A 19,923-nucleotide genomic window follows, 5' to 3' on the forward strand; every position below is an offset into this window, starting at 1 on the left:
GCGTTATCCGATAGGTACCAAGGCATTTCACGCGCACTATCCCCCTGTTTGCTGACATCAACGGTTTCCTTCGCAGTCAGCGAATGTTTATAATGATAAATCAATTATCTGCAGCATTTTCGTTGGCAGTAGCTATGAGGCACAAATGAAAAAGATCCTGATGGGCGCAGCCGCCCTGCTGTTCGCCGGCGCATTAATCGGCTGCAATCAGCTGACCCAGTACACGCTCAGCGAGCAGGAAGTGAATGATTACCTGCAAAAGCACAACGATTACCAGAAGCAGATCGGCGTGCCGGGGCTGTTGGACGCCAATATCGTGCTGACTCAGCTACAGAGCCAAATTGGGCGAAGCGAACCGGGCAAGGTTACCCTTTCCGGCGATGCAAAAGTGAACATCACCTCCATTCTCGGCCCGCAGACTGCGGACCTGAAGCTGACGCTGAAGGCGCAGCCGGTGTATGACCGTGAGCAAGGCGCGGTGTTCCTCAAAGATATGGAGTTGACCGACTACAGCGTGCAGCCGGAGAAAATGCAGACGGTGATGAAGGCCCTGACCCCTTACCTGAATCAGTCGCTGAAATCCTATTTCGACCAAAAACCGGCCTATGTGCTGAACCCGGATAACAGTAAAACGGAAGCCATGGCCAAGAAATTGGCTAAAGGGCTGGAAGTGAAGCCAGGTGAACTGGTTATTCCGTTTACGGACTGATACTGACGCTAAAAAACAACAAGCCCGCTGTTAAGGCGGGCTTGTTGTTTTTCAGACGCTAATACGCCGTAAAACGGTGAGATTATTGCGGTTCGCTGTAGGTGATTTTACCGGCGTTGCAGTCGAGGGTGACATTGTAGGTTTTATCCAGCTTGGTGCCGCGTACCGTTAACGGCACTTGCCAGACTGCATCCTTGCCGGTAATCGCCTCCGGACTGATCCAGGCTATCGGGGTAGCCGTCCCCAACAGTTTTTTATCCGATTCCCAGCGCGTGATGCGGTTCTGCAGATAATCGCGTTTCACCTGAGCGGCGACGTCTGCCGGTTGCAACCCTGCACACTGCGCCACTTTTGCACTACGTTGCTCCTGCGCCTGCACCGTGGTGGTAAAACCTACCGTGGCCAACAGTGCTACGGCCAAACTCAGTCCCGTTGCTTTCATATTCCCTCCAGTTGTGATTTACGCTACCCGCGGGCGCCAGCCCTTGGCTCACAACTGGTCTGGCAAAAGATCAGCGTTTGACGAAGGTGATGACAAACAGCTCATCGAGCCCCGGATAGATTTCCTTGATCACCTGCTTCAGTTCGCTGAGCGACATGTTTTCTTGCTGGGCGTGCTGCTCGGTTAACGCATCCAAGCGCACCGGCGTAACCGACAACACTTCAATCTGGCAGAAAAATACGCCGTCTTCATTGCGGCTAACGCGTAAAACCTCACCGGGTTGAAAGTGAGACTCACTGACGTCCCGGATGGTGATGGTCTTGCGCCCGGCCAAAATGTCTTGCTCAAAGCGAGTGAAGAAAGTTATTTCACGGCTCATTCTAGATCCTTTTTCATCACATTACCGCAACATAAGTCATTATGCTGCCTGCTTTTCTGACGCAGATCCCTCTTTTGAGGTAGCAGCAGGTTTTTCCGTTTTCACTTTGGCCGCTTTCTTCGGTGTTTCAGTCGGCGTCGCACCGCGCAAAATCTGCCCCAGTGCGTCTTTGTTTTCCGCCAGGAAGAAGCTCAGGCCTTCTCGCTGTTCGTCATCCAGCTCAAGCGGAGCCTGCTGCAGCCACTCACCGAGGCTGTCGGCCAGATCCAGCATTTTGTCGTAAGCGTCGGCTTCTTTCTTGGTCGCGAAAGTCATCTTTTCCTCACCGTTTCTCACCACCACATATTTAACTTCAACCGCCATGTGTGCATTCCTCAAAGGTTAGAATACTGTATTTATATACAGTATAAGGTGATTTTACGCAGGGATGCAAGCGCACCCCTGACGCGACTTATTTCAACAACCGCACCTTGCAGTTCTTACCCTTGATTTTGCCTTGCTGCAGCTGCTGCAGTGCCTTGCGCGCGCTGGCCTTGCGGATCGCCACGTAGGCATGCACCGGGAACATGTCGATTTTACCGACTTCTGCCGCCGTCAACCCGGCCTCGCCGGTCAGTGCGCCGAGAATATCGCCGGGGCGGATTTTGGCTTTACGCCCGCCGTCGATGCACAGGGTGACCATTTCGGCTTCCAGCGTGGTATTTCCTGCACCGCTTAACTCGGATACCGGGGCCCAGTTAACTCTGATCTGCAGATACTCTTCAATCGCATGCGCGCGCGTCATTTCTTGTGGCGTACACAGGCTGATCGCCAGGCCGCTCAAACCGGCACGGCCGGTACGACCGATACGGTGCACGTGCACTTCCGGATCGAACGCCAGCTCGTAGTTGACCACCAACTCCAGCTCTTTAATATCCAGACCGCGCGCAGCAACGTCAGTCGCCACCAACACACGGCAGCTGCGGTTGGCAAAACGCACCAGCACCTGGTCGCGATCGCGCTGTTCCAGATCGCCATGCAGCGCCAGGACATTAATGCCGCGTGCTTCCAGCGCTTCATACACGCTCTGGCAATCGCGTTTGGTGTTGCAGAACACCACGCAAGAAGAAGGTTGGTAATGACGGATCGCCGACACCAATACCGCCGGGCGTTGATCGCGGGTCGTTTCGTAGAAACGTTGTTCGATGGTGGTTTGCTCTTCACCGTCGTCCACTTCCACATTCAGCGGATCGCGTTGCACGCGAGCGCTGATGCGTTCGATCCCGCTCGGATAGGTTGCGGAGAACAGCAGCGTCTGACGTTGCGGCGGCGTGTAGCTGATCACATCGTCGATATCGTCGGCAAAGCCCATATCCAACATGCGGTCGGCTTCGTCCAGCACCAGCACTTTCAGCTCATCCAACACCAGCGTTTTCTTGCGCAGGTGTTCCTGAATACGCCCCGGCGTACCCACCACGATATGCGGCGCATGCACCAGCGAATCGAGCTGCGGGCCCATCGGCTGGCCCCCGCACAGGGTCAGAATTTTGATGTTCTGGGTGAAGCGCGCCAGACGACGCAATTCCTTACTGACCTGATCCGCCAGCTCACGCGTCGGGCACAGGATCAGCGCCTGGGCCGCCACTTGGGAAACGTTGATTTTGTCCAGCAGGCCAATGCCGAACGCCGCCGTTTTACCGCTGCCGGTTTTTGCTTTGGCACGTACGTCCTGCCCTTTCAGGATGGCGGGCAGTGCAGCAGCCTGCACCGGTGTCATTTCGGCATACCCCAGTTCGTTGAGGTTGGCCAACTGTTCGGCTGGCAGTGGCAGGGAAGAAAAAGAAACTGTGCTCACGGCGATAACTCTTATATGGCAAATGGAATGGCGGCGCGCTCACGGCAGCACCGAATCAACCGCAGATGATAACAGAGATAGTCAGGATTACGGATTTCACGCATAAAAAAAGCCGCCAACCAGGGTTTTAACCCAGAAACCGACAACGCATTTGCCGCCGGCTGCACACGCAAACGTTTTCGTATATAATCTTCGCCCACAATCAGACCGCGTTACTTTCCACAGATCCAGGTACGAGACTATGTTAACTATTGGAACCGCCCTGCGCCCTTCCGCCACCCGCGTTATGCTGCTCGGCTCCGGCGAGCTGGGTAAAGAAGTTGCCATCGAATGTCAGCGTTTGGGGCTGGAAGTGATTGCCGTAGATCGTTACGCCAACGCCCCAGCCATGCACGTGGCCCATCGCAGCCACGTTATTAACATGCTGGACGGCAACGCGCTGAAAGCCGTAATTGAACAGGAACGCCCTGACTACATCGTGCCGGAGATCGAAGCTATCGCCACCGGCATGCTGGTTGAGTTGGAGCAGCAAGGGCACCGCGTGGTGCCGTGCGCAGAAGCGACTCGCCTGACTATGAACCGCGAAGGCATCCGTCGCCTGGCGGCAGAAACCCTCGGTCTGCCGACCTCCAGCTACCGTTTTGCCGACGGTGAAGATGCCTTCCGTCAGGCCGTCGACGAAATCGGCTACCCGTGCATTATCAAACCTGTCATGAGTTCTTCCGGCAAGGGCCAGAGCCTGATCCGCAGCCCGGAACAGCTGAAAACCGCCTGGGATTATGCCCAACAGGGTGGCCGTGCCGGTGGGGGTCGGGTGATTGTTGAAGGCCTGGTGAAGTTCGATTTTGAAATCACTCTGCTGACCATCAGCGCCGTCGATGGCGTACATTTCTGCGCACCGATCGGACATCGTCAGGAAGACGGGGATTACCGCGAATCCTGGCAGCCGCAGCAGATGAGCGAACTGGCGCTCAGCCGCGCGCAGGCAATTGCGGAAAACGTGGTGAAGGCGCTGGGTGGTTTTGGCCTGTTCGGCGTCGAACTTTTTGTCTGTGGCGACGAGGTGATTTTCAGCGAGGTTTCACCGCGCCCGCACGATACCGGCATGGTGACCCTGATTTCACAAGACCTGTCTGAATTTGCACTGCATGTGCGTGCCTTCCTCGGTCTGCCGATTGGCGCGATCCGACAGTTCGACCCTTCTGCCTCGGCGGTGATCCTGCCACAGCTGACCAGCAGCGACCTGCGTTTCAGCGGGCTGGATCGTGCACTGATCGGTCACAATCAGCTACGTTTGTTCGGCAAGCCGGCAATTGAAGGTCAACGTCGGATGGGTGTCGCGCTGGCGACAGCTGAAAATATCGAGTTGGCGGTAGAGTCGGCCAAGCAGGCCGCCGCTGCGGTGGTCATTGAAGGTTAAGGCTTTGGGGCCGGCTGGCCGGCCCCTGCAACATCAATAGTTTTCGTCTTCTTCCGAGTCGTCATCACCCTGGTCTTCCGGGCGTTCCTGATACTCTTCATCGTCATCTTCGTCATCGAACATCACGCTGACCTGGTCACCCTGATGTTTTTCGCGGATTTCCTGCGCGACGCGCGCGATGGCTTCACCACTGCTCATGCCTTGTTCCATCAGCTGATGGATACGATCCGCAGCTTCCTGCTGCTCTAGATGGCTTAACGACGGCATACCTGCAAGCATGTGTTTCTCTCCGGTAAAATGGAGGGCGAGTATACCCCTTAAACCGGCGGATCCCAACGCCTGTTATTCAGCAGCCGGTTGTGAGCAATGATCGCCATGTCGCCACTGTTTCAGGCGGTGCAACCAGAGCATGACGTGCCAATTCTGCTTGAGGCCGCGCGCATTGGTGGACATCGCCCGATCGATACCGCGCTGATAGAACTCATCGGTGATCCGGCACTGCGCCGCCAGTTCGGGTTCGCGGCGAATACTGTGACAGATCCCCAGGGCTTCACGGGTGATCTGCCAGTGAAAAGCCGGACGGATACTGATTTTCCGCGCATAGCGCTGGTTCATCGCCACCAGCATCTCCACTATTTTCATATAATGGCGTTGATATTCGACGTTGGCCTGACCGGTTCGGCGACGGTTGCTGATCGATTTATCGTGCACTCGTTGGCGATACAACGCTTTGCTGAGATATTTCACCCGCTGTGCATTGAACATCACCTCGGTGGTCCAGGGAATATCCTGGTGGTGCAAACCCGGTTCAAAATACAATCGATGCTGTTTAATAAAATCGAGGCGATATACCGCCAGCCAAACCACATGAATAAATTTTCTCGATTTCAGCGCACGTTCCAACCATTTCACTCCGCTAATAACGCCGGTGTCGCCCAAGCGGTTTTGCGGAATAATTGGTTGCAGTTCATCTTGCCCGGTGAAATAACGTTCCCCGTTGCACTGCATGACATCCAATTGATTTTCTTCAGCCATTTCAATCAGGGTTGCATACATTTCCGGCGCCAGTAAATCATCGGCGTCAGGAAAAGCCACATATTTTCCGCGTGCCACAGCCAACCCGGCATTGCGCGCACAAGATACGCCCGCATTGAGCTGGTCAATAACGGTAATGTGAGGATGCCGTTGGGCATAGCGGTGGGCGATATCACCAGAACCGTCGGTGGAACCGTCATTGACGATGATCACCTCCAGGCGCCGCTCCTGTTGGGCTAACAGCGAGGCCAAAAACGGCTCAAACAGTTCACCCACGTTATGTAGCGGGACGATGACACTCAGCATTAGGGGCATAGGCAGCTCTTCGCAAAAAGTAACGAATGAATATTTCTATTTTTTAAAAATATCAGGGTGCAATTAAATTAGAACGCAGTGGCCCGGCGGTAAAAATGGGCTAAATGCGTCTTGTTACTGTTTATAGTTTTATTCGAAACGTGCTCTTTTTTAGGCAGTTATCGTTCAGATACCGGTATGATCAGGCGATGACATAAGTTCTCCTGATATTTTTGTTATCTCAATCAAAAGTAATAACGCAATAAAACCAATTACGGAGTTTACTTTATAAAAATCGATTCAAAAGGATAAGATATATCCGAGCCATTAATTGATAACGCAGTTTTTAACATATTGGATTATAGTTGAAGTCGCAAAAAATGCTTCATTTGCAAATTTGTTGATTCATTGTTTATGTGATGTGTGCTTTGTCTGCCTATGCCAGGACATGCGCCCATCGGGCGAATATGGCAGAATAGCCATCATAAACAGCCGCCCCGTCAGTCAGGTTTATTGAGGCCCATGAGCGCAACCGCACCGAATCTAAAATCTTTACCCTACACCCCCACCACCCTGCTGGAGCTGTTTGCTCCTCTTGCTCAACACCCCTGGGCAATGCTGCTGCATTCCGGCTTTGCCGAACATTCGCATAACCGTTTCGATATTTTGGTCGCGGCCCCCAAAGTGACTCTGACTACCCGAGGGAAAATCACAGAAATTTGTAACGGCGCGGAAGAGCAGCAATCACAGGAAGATCCCTTCCAGTTGCTGCAACAGCAGTTGGAACGGCAAAACTGGCACCCGGCAGCAGATGCCGGCTTGCCGTTCCAGGGAGGAGCCCTTGGGCTGTTCGGTTACGATCTGGGCCGCAGGGTGGAAAAACTGCCGCAGTTGGCGCAGGTGGATATCGCGCTGCCGGACATGGCGGTGGGGATATATGACTGGGCGCTGATTGCCGATCACCACAGGAAGACGCTGACGTTACTTAGCTATGAGGACGTTGAACAGCGCTGGCTGTGGCTATGCAGCCAGCAGCCTGAACCCCGGCAAGCTTTTGCCTTGGTCAGCCGTTGGCAAGCCAACATGACGCGGCAGCAGTACGGCGAAAAATTCCAACGCATCCAGCATTATTTGCGCAGCGGCGATTGCTACCAAATCAATCTGGCGCAGCGATTTTCCGCAGATTATCAGGGTGATGAATGGCAAGCCTTTCTGCAACTGAACGCCAGCAATCGTGCCCCCTTCTCTGCTTTTTTACGTCTGCCGGACAACGCCGTACTGAGCGTTTCGCCCGAGCGTTTTTTGTGGCTGGAGAACCGGCAGATCCAGACCCGCCCTATCAAAGGCACCCTGCCGCGGCTGGCAGATGCCGAGCAAGATGCGCAACAGGCGCAACGGTTGGCGAATTCCACCAAAGATCGCGCCGAAAACCTGATGATTGTCGATCTGCTGCGCAACGATATCGGCCGTGTCGCCGAGCCGGGCAGCGTCAAAGTTCCCGAGTTGTTCGTGGTAGAGCCTTTCCCGGCGGTGCATCATCTGGTCAGTACCATTACCGCCATCCTGCCCGAACACACGCCGGCGACTGAGCTATTGCGCGCCTGCTTCCCGGGTGGATCCATTACCGGTGCGCCCAAGGTACGGGCGATGGAAATTATCGAAGAGCTGGAACCACAGCGGCGCAATACTTACTGCGGCAGTATCGGCTATATCAGCGCCTGCGGCACCATGGACACCAACATCACCATCCGCACGCTGTTTACCGAAAAGGGCCGCATTTACTGCGCGGCCGGCGGCGGTATCGTGGCCGACAGCCAGGAACAGGCGGAATATCAGGAAACCTTCGATAAAGTCGGCCGCATTTTGCCGCAGTTGGGGGAGGTCATCGCTTCGTGAACCCACCGAGTTACCCTACCTCGCTGGCGGCTTTTATCAGCCGCTTCCAACTGCAACTGCCGCAGGCATCGCAGATTTCGCATAACGTCCGCCCGGCGGCGGTACTGATACCCATTATCTGCCGACCTGAGCCCACGCTGCTGCTCACCCGACGCGCCGATTCCTTGCGAAAACATCCGGGCCAGGTGGCGTTTCCCGGCGGTAAAACCGATGCCGAAGACGGGTCGGCGATTATTACCGCCCTGCGTGAAGCCCAGGAGGAAGTGGCAATCCCCCCCCAGGCGGTGACCATTCTTGGCCAACTGGCCCCGCTCGACAGCAGCACCGGTTTCCAGGTCACCCCGGTTGTCGGTCTGATCTCACCCGACGTACAATTTAGCGCCAATGAAGACGAAGTGGCCGACGTTTTCGAAATGCCTCTGCACGAAGCGCTGACGCTCTCACGCTATTACCCGCTGGATATTCAGCGTGCCGGCCATTCGCACCGTATTTATTTGTCCTGGTACCAGAGCCAATTTGTCTGGGGATTGACCGCCGCCATCATTCGCCGCCTGGCGCAACAGGTCAGCATTTAGCGCTAATTTCGTGACGCCGATCACAAGCCAAACGGTTACCTGCACCAGCGGCACGGGTAAAGCGATCGGCATCACTTCATTTGTTTGCTTTTTCAACTACCGTTCTGGCTATCAGAGTTTTAAAAAAACTGTAAACCCTCTCTTCAACCTTACGAAATACCTGTAAAATACCGCCGTCCGGAATAAACCACTATTTCAGCAGGGTTTAAGCCGGCCGCGTTCAGCAACGGAAGCTGGCGCGATTGCCATTAACCGAGTTTAGGCAGCGGCGGTTCTACGACTGGCCGAACGCCTGCGGCAATCATAAACAGGACTGACACCAAGGATTATTTTATTTCATGCGAAAAAGGCAACCGAACCCGTACGGCCCTTTTACAATATCGCTGTTCCCTGCACGGTTTTTAACCGATGCAGCCATAACAATATGCCTCTAAGGAGTTTTAGCGTGATTAGCGTTTTCGACATGTTTAAGATCGGCATCGGCCCGTCCAGCTCTCATACGGTTGGACCGATGAAAGCCGGCAAACAGTTTGTCGACGATCTGGTAAATAAAGGCCTGATGCCTTCTATCACGCGTGTTGCCGTAGATGTTTACGGCTCACTCTCATTGACCGGTAAAGGTCACCATACCGATATCGCTATCATCCTCGGCCTGGCGGGCAATATGCCTGATACCGTTGATATCGATAGCATCCCGGGCTTTATTCGCGATGTAGAACAACGTCAAAGACTGATGCTGGCCAGCGGCCTGCATGAGGTAGATTTCCCGCGTGACGGCGGCATGGTATTCCGCAGCGATAACCTGCCGCTGCATGAGAACGGCATGCAAATCCACGCCTTCGCCGGGGATAAACAAGTTTACAGCAAGACTTACTATTCTATCGGCGGTGGTTTTATCGTCGATGAAGAGAATTTCGGCAAAACCGACGCGCACGAATTGAGCGTTCCTTACTCGTTCAATTTTGCGCGTGAAATGCTTGAGCATTGCCGTGAAACCGGGCTGTCGCTGTCCGGCATGGTGATGCAGAACGAACTGGCGCTGCACAGCAAGCAGGATATCGAAACCTACTTCGGCAACATCTGGCAGACCATGCGCGCCTGTATCGACCGCGGCCTGAATACCGAAGGCGTACTGCCTGGTCCACTGCGCGTACCGCGTCGTGCTTCCGCATTACGTCGTCTGTTGGTCTCCTCCGACAAGCTGTCCAGCGATCCGATGAACGTTATTGACTGGGTCAATATGTTCGCGCTGGCGGTCAACGAAGAGAATGCGGCGGGTGGTCGTGTGGTCACCGCGCCAACCAACGGCGCCTGCGGCATCGTACCGGCCGTATTGGCTTACTATGACCACTTTATCGAATCCGTCAGCCCGGATATTTACATCCGTTACTTTATGGCGGCGGGTGCTATCGGTGCGCTGTACAAAATGAACGCTTCTATCTCCGGCGCCGAAGTGGGCTGCCAGGGGGAAGTGGGCGTGGCCTGTTCGATGGCGGCGGCCGGTTTGGCTGAACTGCTGGGCGGCAGCCCGGAACAGGTCTGCATCGCGGCAGAAATCGGTATGGAACACAACCTGGGGCTAACCTGTGACCCGGTTGCCGGCCAGGTTCAGGTGCCTTGCATCGAGCGTAACGCCATTGCCTCCGTGAAGGCAATCAACTCGGCGCGCATGGCCCTGCGACGCACCAGCGAACCTCGCGTGTCACTGGATAAGGTGATCGAAACCATGTACGAAACCGGCAAAGACATGAACGCCAAATACCGAGAAACCTCTCGTGGCGGTCTGGCCATCAAAGTACAGTGCGATTAATCCCAACCCCGCCTTTCCGGCGGGGTTAGTCTGATGACAAACACCCGAAAAGCGTGGTTTTCGGATGTTTGGGGTAAACCTGAAGACCTAATCCTTTGTTTTTATTAGTCCTCAGATCAGAACTTTTAACTGCAAAGAACTCTGTCAGCAGTCTGACCCCGCCTTTCCGGCGGGGTTTTTCTTAGTGCGATGCGTTGATAATCAATCCGCTAACGCCGGTCATGTGACAATGTCACACATAAAAACTGTCGGCAACGTCACATTGATCCTGCGGTTAACCTGCAATTTCACCCTCTGTTTCGCCAAATTTAAATAATTTACTGGGTTACCATCACTTCTTGTATAACAACAGGCTAGAATTAGCCGAGTATCATTTGGGACTGTTTGGCCTGACGGTGATCCTGGGCTGGCTTACCGAACAAGGATTTAGCGATGTTGATGACCCAACTTACCGTGACCAAATACCGCTATTACCGTTGGCTGCTGGCCGGGGCGGTCGGGTTGGCTATTCTGCTGCTGTCGCTGTACACCCGTTATTACCAGGAGATCGGCAGCATCGAGCACAATCGTCAGGTGCTTGCCCACCGCACCGTCACCAAGATCAACAATCTGCTTGTCCCGGCTGAACAACAGGCCAAACGCTCCATGCCCCTGCTGACCTCCACTTGTGAAACCGTAATGCCAACGCTGCGCTTTCGCGCCGCACAAAACCAGGCGCTTCGGGCAATGCTACTGGTCAAGGATGGCGTTATTTACTGTTCCAGCCTGTTTGGTTCCCGCAAATATATTTTCAGTGCTATTTTGCCCACAATAGCAAACGATGGCGCGAAGCTGGCGCTGCGCCCTTCGCTTTCGGTCGCCAAAGGTGTCCCCACCCTGATTATGTGGACGCCAGAAGAAGACAACAATCACCGTAACGGCGTCTTGCACGTCTTCAATATTGAACTGCTGGCAAACTTTCTGCTCGAGCCTCAGGAGCCCTATGCACAACGGGTGGTGCTGAACGTCGGTGACTACAGTCTGGAATACGGCCGCCGCGAGATCCTGCGCAGTGCCAGCCTGACGAACGACCTGCGCTATACCGCAAAGTCGACGCAATACCCCTTTTCTATTTCGCTGTACGGGCCCCAGACCAATATGCTGGCACTGGCGGCGCTGCCGCGCCATATTCCGCTGTCGTTGTTGATCAGCCTGCTGGCAGCCTACGTGGTGTACCTGCTCACCGCCAACCGCATGAGTCTGTCATACCATATAGGACACGCCATCTCCCATCGCGAATTCCGCGTCTACTGTCAGCCGATCATCAACGCAGAAACCGGTCGCTGCGTTGGGGTTGAAACCCTGCTGCGCTGGAAAAACAAACGCCAGGGCTGGATCTCCCCGGACGTGTTCATCCCCTTGGCGGAACAGCATGGGTTAATCATCCCCCTGACCCGCTACCTGATGAGCACCGTGGTGGAAAACCTGCAGTTATTCCCGCCGCGACCGTCATTTTATATCAGCATCAACGTCGCCGCCGAGCATTTCAACGCGGTGACCATCATCGATGACATTCGCCGTCTGTGGCTGCCTGCCCAGCCGATGCCGTCGCTGATGCTGGAGCTGACCGAACGTACCGCGCTGTCGGAAATTCAGTATGAGCAGATCAAAACGCTGAAGGAAATGGGCATCATGCTGGCGATCGATGATTTTGGCACTGGGCATAGTTCGCTCAGCTACCTGAAAAAACTCAGTCCGGACGTGTTGAAGATCGATCGCGGGTTTACCGCCGCCATCGGTACCGATGCCATTAACGCCACGGTCACCGATACCATTATTACCTTGGCGCAGCGCCTGAAACTGAAACTGGTGGCTGAAGGGGTAGAAACCGCCGAACAGGTTGAATATTTGCGATCGCACGACGTGAATGCCCTGCAAGGCTTCTATTTTGCCAAGCCCATGCCGATCCATGTTTTCCCACTGTGGCTACAGCAGTACGAATCGCGGTTACGGACGGGGAGTCAGCGGGAGGAGCAAAAGGCAGGGCAGGAAAAAAAACCGGAGGCGTGATGCCTCCGGCTTGTGTTACTGATGTTCCTCGTCGTGAGGCTCCACTTTGGTGATGCGCACCAGCTCAATGCGGTACTCTGACACCTCAATGACTTCGAACCGCAGCCGGTTCAGCTCCACCACGTCACCCACCACCGGCATTTGGCCGTAATGGGCCAGCAGGAACCCCGCCAAGGTGGCGTAATCCGCCGTCGGGCTGACCAGATCTTCGCAGTTCAACGCCTGCTCCAGCGAGTGCATATCGGCACCGCCTTTTACCAGCCAGCTGTTGGCTTCCACCACGATATCCGGCGTTTCGTCCTCATCGGGGAACTCACCGGCAATGGCTTCCAGCACGTCCAAAGGCGTCACCAGCCCCTGCACCACGCCGAACTCATTGGTGACTACCACCAGTCGCCCTTTGGCACGACGCAGCACTGCCAGCAGATTAATCACGTCCATGGTTTCCGGCACCACGATCGGCGGCGTGCGCGCAGCGAACTCGGCGATATCTTCGCCCTGTTCTACCGCCACCAGCAGATCCTTGGCGCGAACCACGCCGATAATTTCATCCAGAGAATCACGGCAAACCGGGAACAGGCTGTGTGGGGTATCCAACAGCTGTTCGCGTACCTCTTCGCGGGAACGATCGCAATCCACCCATGAAATTTCGGTGCGCGGAGTCATCACGCTACGCAGGGAACGCGAAGCCAGCGTCAACACGCCGCTGATCATATAGCGCTCTTCTTCCGCGAAGGTTTCATTCACCGGCAACGGTGCCGCTTCATCCGTCTGCTGCGCCCGCTGTTGGCCCATCAGGCGCATGATCGCCTCAGCGGTACGTTCACGCATCGGGCGATGTGCCTGGTGCTTGATAAAGTTACGGCGCGCGATTTGGTTAAACAGCTCAATCAGGATCGAGAAGCCAATCGCAGCGTACAGATAACCTTTCGGAATATGCATGCCAAAGCCTTCGGCGATCAGGCTCAGGCCGATCATCAACAGGAAGCTCAGACACAGCACCACGATAGTCGGATGCGCATTCACGAAGTTAGTCAGCGGTTTGGAGGCCACCAACATCACCACCATAGCGATAACCACGGCGGTCATCATCACCGGCAGGTCGTTCACCATCCCCACGGCGGTAATCACCGCGTCGAGCGAGAACACTGCGTCAAGGATCACAATTTGCACCACCACCGCCCAGAACTTGGCGTAACCGCGGTTGGCGCCATCCTGATGCGTCTGCCCTTCCAGCCGTTCGTGCAACTCCATGGTGGCCTTGAACAACAGGAACACACCACCGAACAGCAGGATCAGATCGCGGCCGGAGAAGCTGAAGTCCGCGACGCTAAACAGCGGCGTGGTCAGCGTAACCATCCAGGAAATCACCGACAGCAGGCCCAAACGCATAAACAGCGCCAGCGACAATCCGAGGATACGCGCTTTATCACGCTGCTTCGGCGGCAGCTTATCGGCCAGAATGGCGATAAACACCAGGTTGTCGATGCCCAGTACAATTTCCAACACGATCAGTGTCAGTAACCCAGCCCAAATTGAGGGGTCCATTAAAAATTCCATATCAGACTCCGGAAAAAAGACAGGATTGCCGAGCAAGGCTCAGGCGTGAGAATGCCAACGCAGAATAAGCGCAGACAGCAACAGCAAGATAACGGGATTGTAGTACCGGGGAATGACCGAGCGGCCGTGTGATTTTTGCAACGCCAGCGGGTGGCGGGTGGAACCTTGAAAAACAGTAACTTCGGTGACAGTCCATAGGGTGGGCTGAGGCCCTTCACTCCTAAATATGAAAGAGGAAATACTCTAGCAGGAATTTTTTGGTCGGCAAAGAAGCTTTTTTACCTTCTGCATTCTCTTGTAACAGCTCTGTTGTTTAATTCCGCAAACACCCCCGTTAGGACTTATCCGAGCGCTCAATAACAGAGCAATGTCACAAAATTTATTTTTTCACTCACTAAAATAAATGGCGCTAACGTGGAACAACGCGCACAGGCATTTGAAACTGCGCGAGAAATGTTAAGAGCGGGTTTCCAGATTTCTACCATAATGTATCTGAACCGCGGAAGTGACTGCCAGGAAGCAAATGAACTAAAGACCGACACAATCCGTGCACGAAGTTCAATGAGGAGGTAGCGAGTGGCAATAGCTATTATCATCGGCACACACGGGACCGCAGCGGAACAATTGCTGAAAACGACGGAGATGCTATTGGGCGAACAGGACAACGTCGCTTTTATAGATTTCGTCCCCGGTGAAAATGCCGAAACGTTAATCGAGAAATACAACGGGAAAATCAGCGGGCTCGACACCAGCGGTGGCGTCCTGTTCCTGGTGGATACCTGGGGCGGCAGCCCGTTCAATGCGGCCAGCCGCATCGCCGTCGATAAAGAAAACTATGAGGTCGTCACCGGGGTTAACATTCCCATGCTGGTGGAAACGTTCATGGCACGAGACGACAACCCCAGCTTCGACGAATTGGTCGCCCTGGCGTTGGAAACCGGCCGTGAGGGCGTGAAAGCGCTGAAAAAACCGGCAGAAGAGAGTGTTAAGCCCGCGGCACCGCAGAGTTCTCCCGCCGCCAAACCCGCAGCCCCACAAGCGCCGCTGGGGCCCAATGACCATATGAAAATCGGCCTGGCCCGTATCGATGACCGCTTGATCCACGGCCAGGTAGCGACCCGCTGGACCAAGGAAACCGACGTCAGCCGCATTATCGTGGTCAGCGACGAAGTTGCCGCCGACCACGTCCGCAAAACCTTGCTGACTCAGGTTGCTCCGCCGGGCGTCACCGCACACGTGGTTGACGTAGCGAAAGCCATTCGCGTGTGGAACAACCCGAAATACGCCGGCGATCGCGTGATGCTGCTGTTTACCAACCCGACCGACGTTTGGCGCCTGGTTGAAGGCGGTGTGGATATCAAATCGGTGAATATCGGTGGCATGGCGTTCCGTCAGGGCAAAACTCAGGTGAACAATGCCGTGTCGGTTGACGAAAAAGATATCGAAGCGTTTAAGAAATTAAACGAGCGCGGTATTGAATTGGAAGTGCGTAAAGTCTCGTCCGACAGCCGGTTAAAAATGATGGACCTGATTAACAAACTCAATTAATGGCGACAGCCAGTAATTATTTTACTCAGAGATCTTTGGTCATAGGAGAAGTGCAATGGAGATTACCACTCTTCAGATTGTACTGATATTTATCGTTGCCTGTATCGCCGGGATGGGTTCCGTTCTCGACGAGTTTCAATTTCACCGTCCGCTGGTCGCCTGTACCCTGATCGGTTTTATCCTCGGTGACATGAAAACCGGTATCATCATCGGCGGTACGCTGGAGATGATCGCCCTGGGCTGGATGAACATCGGTGCGGCGGTTGCGCCAGATGCGGCATTGGCGTCCATCATTTCCACCATTTTGGTTATTGCCGGCGGACAAAGCGTCGGTGCCGGTATCGCCCTGGCCATCCCGCTGGCGGCGGCCGGACAAGTTCTGACCATCATCGTGCGTACTCTGACCGTCGCCTTCCAGCACGCAGCGGACAGCGCGGCAGAACGCGGCAGTTTGCGCGCCATCACCTGGCTGCATATTTCCGCCCTGCTGTTGCAGGCGATGCGTATCGCTATCCCGGCGGTTATCGTCGCTATCTCGGTCGGCACCTCTGGCGTTCACGCGCTGCTTAACTCGATCCCGGAAGTCGTCACCAGCGGCCTGAACATCGCCGGCGGGATGATCGTGGTAGTCGGTTACGCCATGGTGATCAACATGATGCGTGCCGGCTATCTGATGCCCTTCTTCTACCTCGGCTTCGTTACTGCCGCCTTCACCAACTTTAACCTGGTCGCGCTCGGCGTTATCGGCGTGGTGATGGCCGTGCTGTATATCCAGCTCAGCCCGAAATACAACAAGTCACAAGTTGTGCAAGCCGGCCCGGCTAGCGCCAACGACCTCGATAACGAACTGGACTAGGAATAGGTGAGAGAAATGGTTGATACAACAGCTCAAAAGAAACTCACGCCAGCCGATATTCGCGGTGTGTTTATGCGTTCGAACCTGTTCCAGGGGTCATGGAACTTCGAACGTATGCAGGCGCTGGGTTTTTGCTTCTCCATGGTGCCGGTGATCCGTCGCCTGTACCCGGAAAATAACGACGATCGCAAACAGGCGATTAAACGCCATCTGGAGTTCTTCAACACCCACCCTTACGTGGCGGCGCCGGTGCTTGGCGTTACCATGGCGATGGAAGAACAACGCGCTAACGGCGCGCCGATCGACGATGCGGCCATCAACGGCATTAAAGTCGGCTTGATGGGGCCTCTGGCCGGCGTAGGCGATCCGATTTTCTGGGGGACCGTTCGTCCGGTATTCGCCGCGCTTGGTGCCGGTATCGCGATGAGCGGCAGCCTGCTGGGTCCGATTTTGTTCTTCGTCCTGTTCAACCTGGTGCGCCTGTTGACCCGCTATTACGGCGTGGCCTACGGCTACCGTAAAGGGGTGGATATTGTTAACGATATGGGCGGCGGCTTCCTGCAAAAACTGACGGAAGGAGCGTCCATTCTCGGCCTGTTTGTCATGGGGGCATTGGTTAACAAGTGGACGCACGTGAATATTCCGCTGGTGGTGTCTAAAATCACCGACCAGACCGGGCATACCACGGTGACCACGGTGCAGACCATCCTTGACCAACTGATGCCGGGTCTGGTGCCGTTGCTGCTGACCTTTGGCTGTATGTGGCTGCTGCGCAGGAAAGTGAATGCGCTGTGGATCATCATCGGCTTCTTTGCCATCGGTATCTTCGGTTACTGGGTTGGCCTGCTGGGCCTGTAAGACGACTAACCGCCGGGGGGCAAGCCCCCGGTCAGGTTATTGACAAAGGGGGATAAAAGCGTGGTTTTTCCCCCTTTGTGTTATCAGTCGAAAACCAATAAATTGATTTTCCTGGTTTATTTTCAAAACCTTTAGCGCCTGCCGCCAAACATTATATGTTTGTCAGCAGTCTCGCCGGGGGCAAGCCCCCGGTTTTTTATTTGTGGAGTTGAAAGATGTCGCTGACCGATGGCGTATTACTGATTTTCACCACGCTGATGCTGTTGTATGCGATTTACGACGAATTCGGGATGAACCTGCTGAAGGGCAAAACGCTGCTCAAGGTGCAGCTAAAGCGACGTAACCGGATTGATTGTCTGATCTTTGTCGGCCTGATTGCCATTCTGATTTATCGTAATGTCACGACGCAGGGTGCTGCATTAACCACCTATCTGCTTATTTCTTTAGCACTGATCGCCGTCTACATATCCTATATCCGCTGGCCCAAGCTGTTGTTTAAAGCGCAGGGTTTCTTTTATGCCAATGCGTTTATCGAATATAACCGCATTAAAGCCATGAATTTATCCGAGGATGGCATTTTGGTCATAGATCTTGAACGGCGTAGATTGCTAATTCAGGTCACTCAATTAGACGACCTGGAAAAAATTTACCACTTTTTCGTTGAAAATCATTGAGTAAAAATAGCATCAATAAATCCCCGTTCCCACCACGCGCTGAATGTGGATAATTAATCACCAGCGCATGAGGCTACCTGATTATTATTTATGCAACATTATTGCACTCGCCTACATTATATTCCGTCTTGCATATTTCATTAATGAAAATAATTATCAATTCCAAATAAATATCCATGGAGAATAAGGGTTGTTGCCAACGGAAATAATATGGTATGGTTGCGCCGTCATTGGGGAGTAGCCGGTTTCTGGACAATTAAACGCCAGAAACGCCCGTATCAACATACTCGTTTTATTCATTAAAACGTGGTGCGGGCAGCCAGGTAAGGTTGGCGAGACCATAGACACGTAACTCCGTCGTATGGTTGGGGGTGGGTTACGTGTATATGGAGCCGCCCGGCCGAGGCTATTTTACATGAACTTGTCAGCTACACTCATTCTCGCTTTTGGCATGTCTATGGATGCGTTTGCCGCATCGATCGGCAAAGGTGCCAGCCTGCATCAGCCCCGTTTTCGTGAAGCGCTACGCACCGGACTCATCTTCGGCGTGGTTGAAGCCATTACGCCGATTATCGGCTGGGGCATCGGCCTGTTCGCCAGTCAATACATCATGGAGTGGGATCACTGGGTCGCCTTCTCGCTGCTGTTTATTCTCGGTATGCGCATGATTGTCGAAGGCGTCAGAAACCGGCCGGAAGAAGAAGAAAAAGTGAAGCGTCACGGCTTCTGGCTGCTGGTGGCCACCGCCATCGCCACCAGCCTGGACGCCATGGCTATCGGCGTCGGCCTGGCCTTCCTGCAGGTGAACATTGTGCACACCGCCATGGCCATCGGCATGGCCACCATGATTATGGCGACGCTGGGTATGATGATTGGCCGCTTTATTGGGCCGTTACTCGGTAAACGCGCTGAGATCCTTGGCGGCGTGGTGCTGATCGCCATCGGCGTCAATATTCTGCTGGAGCATTTGGGCTACCTCGCCTGATCCGTCAGCACGCAAAGAAAAACCTGCCAACGGCAGGTTTTTTTGTTTCTGCTTGCGCGAATCGTTAATCGGCCCGGCGGCGGTAGAGGGCAATAACGAAATCTGTCTCACAGGGGAAGGCTTCACTGGCGCTCAGGCGCTGCTGAACCTCCGGAGAAGCCCGCCAGGCAAAAGGCGTCATCTGCAACAAATTGGCCGCCTGCTCGCCCGGCAGCGTCATCGGGTAGGCCAGCGACTCAACCCGCTCACAGTCAAAGCCCGCGAACTGCTCATTCTGTTCGGCATGCAGTTGCACCTGCTGATAAACCTGCTCTTTTAACTGGTACAGATGACGTGGGCCAGGCGATACCGTCACCACGACCCCACCGGGTTTCACCACCCGAGCCAGCTCTTCTGCCTTGCAGGGCGCATAAATACGCAGAATGGCGTCTAAAGAAGCGTCGGCGAACGGCAGACGATGGCTCGACGCTACGCAGAATGACACCGCAGGATAACGCTTGGCCGCATAGCGGATCGCCACCTTCGCAACATCCAGCCCATAAAGGGTCATATCGCGTCGTTGCGTCAATCGGGCAGCCACTTCCGCCGTGTAGTACCCCTCGCCACAGCCGATATCCAGCAGCGCCTGTGCATCGGGCGCCAACGCCTCATCCAACAGCTCGGCTACCCGTTGCTGCAGAGGCCGATAGAAACCGCCATCCAGAAACGCGCGCCGCGCCTGCATCATTTCCGTACTGTCGCCGGGTTGCTTCGAACGCTTGTGCTGTACCGGCAGCAGGTTGACATAGCCTTCTTTGGCTCGGTCAAACTGATGGTTAGCGCCGCAACGCCATTGCGGTGAGGAAAAATGAAGCGGCTGATGGCACAGAGGGCACTGATAAGACATGGCTTGGGTTCCAGAAAGATACGGCGCGGCTAGTCTAAAGAAGGCTTCTGTGCGATGCAAGGCGCATCCCATGGGGGCTAGCCAAGCAGGAAAAAAACTGACTACACTGACGT

Annotated in this window: 19 protein-coding genes and 1 riboswitch; of the genes, 11 read left to right on the top strand and 8 right to left on the bottom strand. The window is 54.6% G+C overall.

Annotation, left to right across the window (positions count from 1 at the left end; translation table 11 throughout):
* Positions 1-145: 145 nt before the first annotated feature.
* Positions 146-709: a lipoprotein gene (locus LQ945_RS03160; RefSeq protein ID WP_262240436.1), complete on the top strand. Its 564-nt coding sequence runs from the start codon at positions 146-148 to the stop codon at positions 707-709.
* A gap of 82 nt (positions 710-791) precedes the next feature.
* Here LQ945_RS03160 and yebF read toward each other — a convergent pair whose 3' ends face one another.
* The 4 genes from yebF to dbpA all read right to left on the bottom strand — a co-directional run bounded on the left by yebF (position 792) and on the right by dbpA (position 3,364).
* Positions 792-1,151, bottom strand: a complete 360-nt coding sequence (yebF, locus tag LQ945_RS03165; RefSeq protein ID WP_048760142.1) for a protein YebF — start codon at positions 1,149-1,151, stop codon at positions 792-794.
* Positions 1,152-1,221: 70 nt separating this feature from the next.
* Positions 1,222-1,530, bottom strand: a complete 309-nt coding sequence (gene yqfB, locus LQ945_RS03170; RefSeq protein ID WP_270102237.1) for a N(4)-acetylcytidine aminohydrolase — start codon at positions 1,528-1,530, stop codon at positions 1,222-1,224.
* 39 nt (positions 1,531-1,569) lie between these two features.
* Entirely contained in the window at positions 1,570-1,893 is a 324-nt protein-coding gene (locus tag LQ945_RS03175; protein ID WP_044551879.1) for a YebG family protein, read from the bottom strand.
* Positions 1,894-1,981: 88 nt separating this feature from the next.
* Positions 1,982-3,364: an ATP-dependent RNA helicase DbpA gene (gene dbpA, locus LQ945_RS03180; protein ID WP_182821991.1), complete on the bottom strand. Its 1,383-nt coding sequence runs from the start codon at positions 3,362-3,364 to the stop codon at positions 1,982-1,984.
* Positions 3,365-3,605: 241 nt separating this feature from the next.
* Here dbpA and purT point away from each other — a divergent pair, with 241 nt between their 5' ends.
* Positions 3,606-4,784 carry a formate-dependent phosphoribosylglycinamide formyltransferase gene (gene purT, locus LQ945_RS03185; protein ID WP_270102238.1) on the top strand — a complete coding sequence of 393 codons (1,179 nt, stop codon included), beginning with the start codon at positions 3,606-3,608 and terminating at the stop codon, positions 4,782-4,784.
* A 33-nt stretch (positions 4,785-4,817) separates the two neighbouring features.
* On the opposite strand, the gene LQ945_RS03190 is transcribed toward purT, so the two are convergent.
* A complete protein-coding gene (locus LQ945_RS03190) occupies positions 4,818-5,063 on the bottom strand; it encodes a YoaH family protein (protein ID WP_044551884.1) in 246 nt (81 codons plus the stop codon).
* A gap of 63 nt (positions 5,064-5,126) precedes the next feature.
* Entirely contained in the window at positions 5,127-6,134 is a 1,008-nt protein-coding gene (locus LQ945_RS03195) for a glycosyltransferase (RefSeq protein WP_270102239.1), read from the bottom strand.
* A gap of 501 nt (positions 6,135-6,635) precedes the next feature.
* Between LQ945_RS03195 and pabB the strand changes: the two genes are divergently transcribed.
* The 4 genes from pabB (at position 6,636) to LQ945_RS03215 (ending at position 12,443) form a co-directional block, all read left to right on the top strand.
* Positions 6,636-8,009, top strand: a complete 1,374-nt coding sequence (pabB, locus tag LQ945_RS03200; protein WP_270102240.1) for an aminodeoxychorismate synthase component 1 — start codon at positions 6,636-6,638, stop codon at positions 8,007-8,009.
* Entirely contained in the window at positions 8,006-8,584 is a 579-nt protein-coding gene (locus LQ945_RS03205; protein WP_182821983.1) for a CoA pyrophosphatase, read from the top strand. The genes pabB and LQ945_RS03205 overlap by 4 nt, the downstream gene beginning before the upstream one ends.
* A gap of 445 nt (positions 8,585-9,029) precedes the next feature.
* Positions 9,030-10,394 (top strand): L-serine ammonia-lyase, encoded by a 1,365-nt coding sequence (gene sdaA / locus LQ945_RS03210; protein ID WP_270102241.1) that lies wholly within the window; start codon positions 9,030-9,032, stop codon positions 10,392-10,394.
* Between the two features lie 432 nt (positions 10,395-10,826).
* Complete coding sequence (locus LQ945_RS03215) at positions 10,827-12,443, top strand: EAL domain-containing protein (RefSeq protein ID WP_270102242.1); 1,617 nt, start codon at positions 10,827-10,829, stop codon at positions 12,441-12,443.
* 15 nt (positions 12,444-12,458) lie between these two features.
* Here LQ945_RS03215 and LQ945_RS03220 read toward each other — a convergent pair whose 3' ends face one another.
* A complete protein-coding gene (locus LQ945_RS03220) occupies positions 12,459-14,003 on the bottom strand; it encodes a TerC family protein (protein ID WP_262240443.1) in 1,545 nt (514 codons plus the stop codon).
* A 576-nt stretch (positions 14,004-14,579) separates the two neighbouring features.
* On the opposite strand from LQ945_RS03220, the gene manX reads away from it, so the two are divergent.
* The 5 genes from manX (at position 14,580) to mntP (ending at position 18,924) form a co-directional block, all read left to right on the top strand.
* Positions 14,580-15,551: a PTS mannose transporter subunit IIAB gene (gene manX, locus LQ945_RS03225; RefSeq protein WP_269935083.1), complete on the top strand. Its 972-nt coding sequence runs from the start codon at positions 14,580-14,582 to the stop codon at positions 15,549-15,551.
* Between the two features lie 55 nt (positions 15,552-15,606).
* Positions 15,607-16,407 carry a PTS mannose/fructose/sorbose transporter subunit IIC gene (locus LQ945_RS03230; RefSeq protein WP_182821976.1) on the top strand — a complete coding sequence of 267 codons (801 nt, stop codon included), beginning with the start codon at positions 15,607-15,609 and terminating at the stop codon, positions 16,405-16,407.
* 15 nt (positions 16,408-16,422) lie between these two features.
* The gene (locus tag LQ945_RS03235; protein ID WP_012145539.1) at positions 16,423-17,265 is read left to right on the top strand and encodes a PTS mannose transporter subunit IID; all 843 of its coding nucleotides are present in this window, start codon (positions 16,423-16,425) and stop codon (positions 17,263-17,265) included.
* A gap of 215 nt (positions 17,266-17,480) precedes the next feature.
* Entirely contained in the window at positions 17,481-17,939 is a 459-nt protein-coding gene (locus LQ945_RS03240; protein ID WP_270102243.1) for a DUF986 family protein, read from the top strand.
* Between the two features lie 220 nt (positions 17,940-18,159).
* Positions 18,160-18,347, top strand: a riboswitch (yybP-ykoY riboswitch).
* Between the two features lie 7 nt (positions 18,348-18,354).
* Positions 18,355-18,924: a manganese efflux pump MntP gene (gene mntP, locus LQ945_RS03245; protein WP_041414651.1), complete on the top strand. Its 570-nt coding sequence runs from the start codon at positions 18,355-18,357 to the stop codon at positions 18,922-18,924.
* Between the two features lie 64 nt (positions 18,925-18,988).
* Here mntP and rlmA read toward each other — a convergent pair whose 3' ends face one another.
* Positions 18,989-19,810, bottom strand: coding sequence for a 23S rRNA (guanine(745)-N(1))-methyltransferase (gene rlmA / locus LQ945_RS03250; protein ID WP_269935082.1), 822 nt, complete (start codon positions 19,808-19,810; stop codon positions 18,989-18,991).
* Between the last annotated feature and the right edge of the window lie 113 nt (positions 19,811-19,923).

The sequence above is a fragment of the Serratia liquefaciens genome, assembly GCF_027594825.1.
In the GTDB taxonomy this organism is placed as follows: Bacteria; Pseudomonadota; Gammaproteobacteria; order Enterobacterales; family Enterobacteriaceae; genus Serratia; species Serratia liquefaciens_A.

Bases quoted from the DNA above. Each gene is read 5' to 3' on its own strand.
- yqfB (WP_270102237.1), bottom strand. From the start codon at position 1,530: ATGAGCCGTGAAATAACTTTCTTCACTCGCTTTGAGCAAGACATTTTG.
- LQ945_RS03175 (WP_044551879.1), bottom strand. From the start codon at position 1,893: ATGGCGGTTGAAGTTAAATATGTGGTGGTGAGAAACGGTGAGGAAAAG.
- LQ945_RS03195 (WP_270102239.1), bottom strand. From the start codon at position 6,134: ATGCCCCTAATGCTGAGTGTCATCGTCCCGCTACATAACGTGGGTGAA.
- LQ945_RS03235 (WP_012145539.1), top strand. From the start codon at position 16,423: ATGGTTGATACAACAGCTCAAAAGAAACTCACGCCAGCCGATATTCGC.
- LQ945_RS03240 (WP_270102243.1), top strand. From the start codon at position 17,481: ATGTCGCTGACCGATGGCGTATTACTGATTTTCACCACGCTGATGCTG.
- pabB (WP_270102240.1), top strand. From the start codon at position 6,636: ATGAGCGCAACCGCACCGAATCTAAAATCTTTACCCTACACCCCCACC.
- LQ945_RS03220 (WP_262240443.1), bottom strand. From the start codon at position 14,003: ATGGAATTTTTAATGGACCCCTCAATTTGGGCTGGGTTACTGACACTG.
- rlmA (WP_269935082.1), bottom strand. From the start codon at position 19,810: ATGTCTTATCAGTGCCCTCTGTGCCATCAGCCGCTTCATTTTTCCTCA.
- LQ945_RS03190 (WP_044551884.1), bottom strand. From the start codon at position 5,063: ATGCTTGCAGGTATGCCGTCGTTAAGCCATCTAGAGCAGCAGGAAGCT.
- purT (WP_270102238.1), top strand. From the start codon at position 3,606: ATGTTAACTATTGGAACCGCCCTGCGCCCTTCCGCCACCCGCGTTATG.
- LQ945_RS03160 (WP_262240436.1), top strand. From the start codon at position 146: ATGAAAAAGATCCTGATGGGCGCAGCCGCCCTGCTGTTCGCCGGCGCA.
- LQ945_RS03230 (WP_182821976.1), top strand. From the start codon at position 15,607: ATGGAGATTACCACTCTTCAGATTGTACTGATATTTATCGTTGCCTGT.
- LQ945_RS03215 (WP_270102242.1), top strand. From the start codon at position 10,827: ATGTTGATGACCCAACTTACCGTGACCAAATACCGCTATTACCGTTGG.
- yebF (WP_048760142.1), bottom strand. From the start codon at position 1,151: ATGAAAGCAACGGGACTGAGTTTGGCCGTAGCACTGTTGGCCACGGTA.
- mntP (WP_041414651.1), top strand. From the start codon at position 18,355: ATGAACTTGTCAGCTACACTCATTCTCGCTTTTGGCATGTCTATGGAT.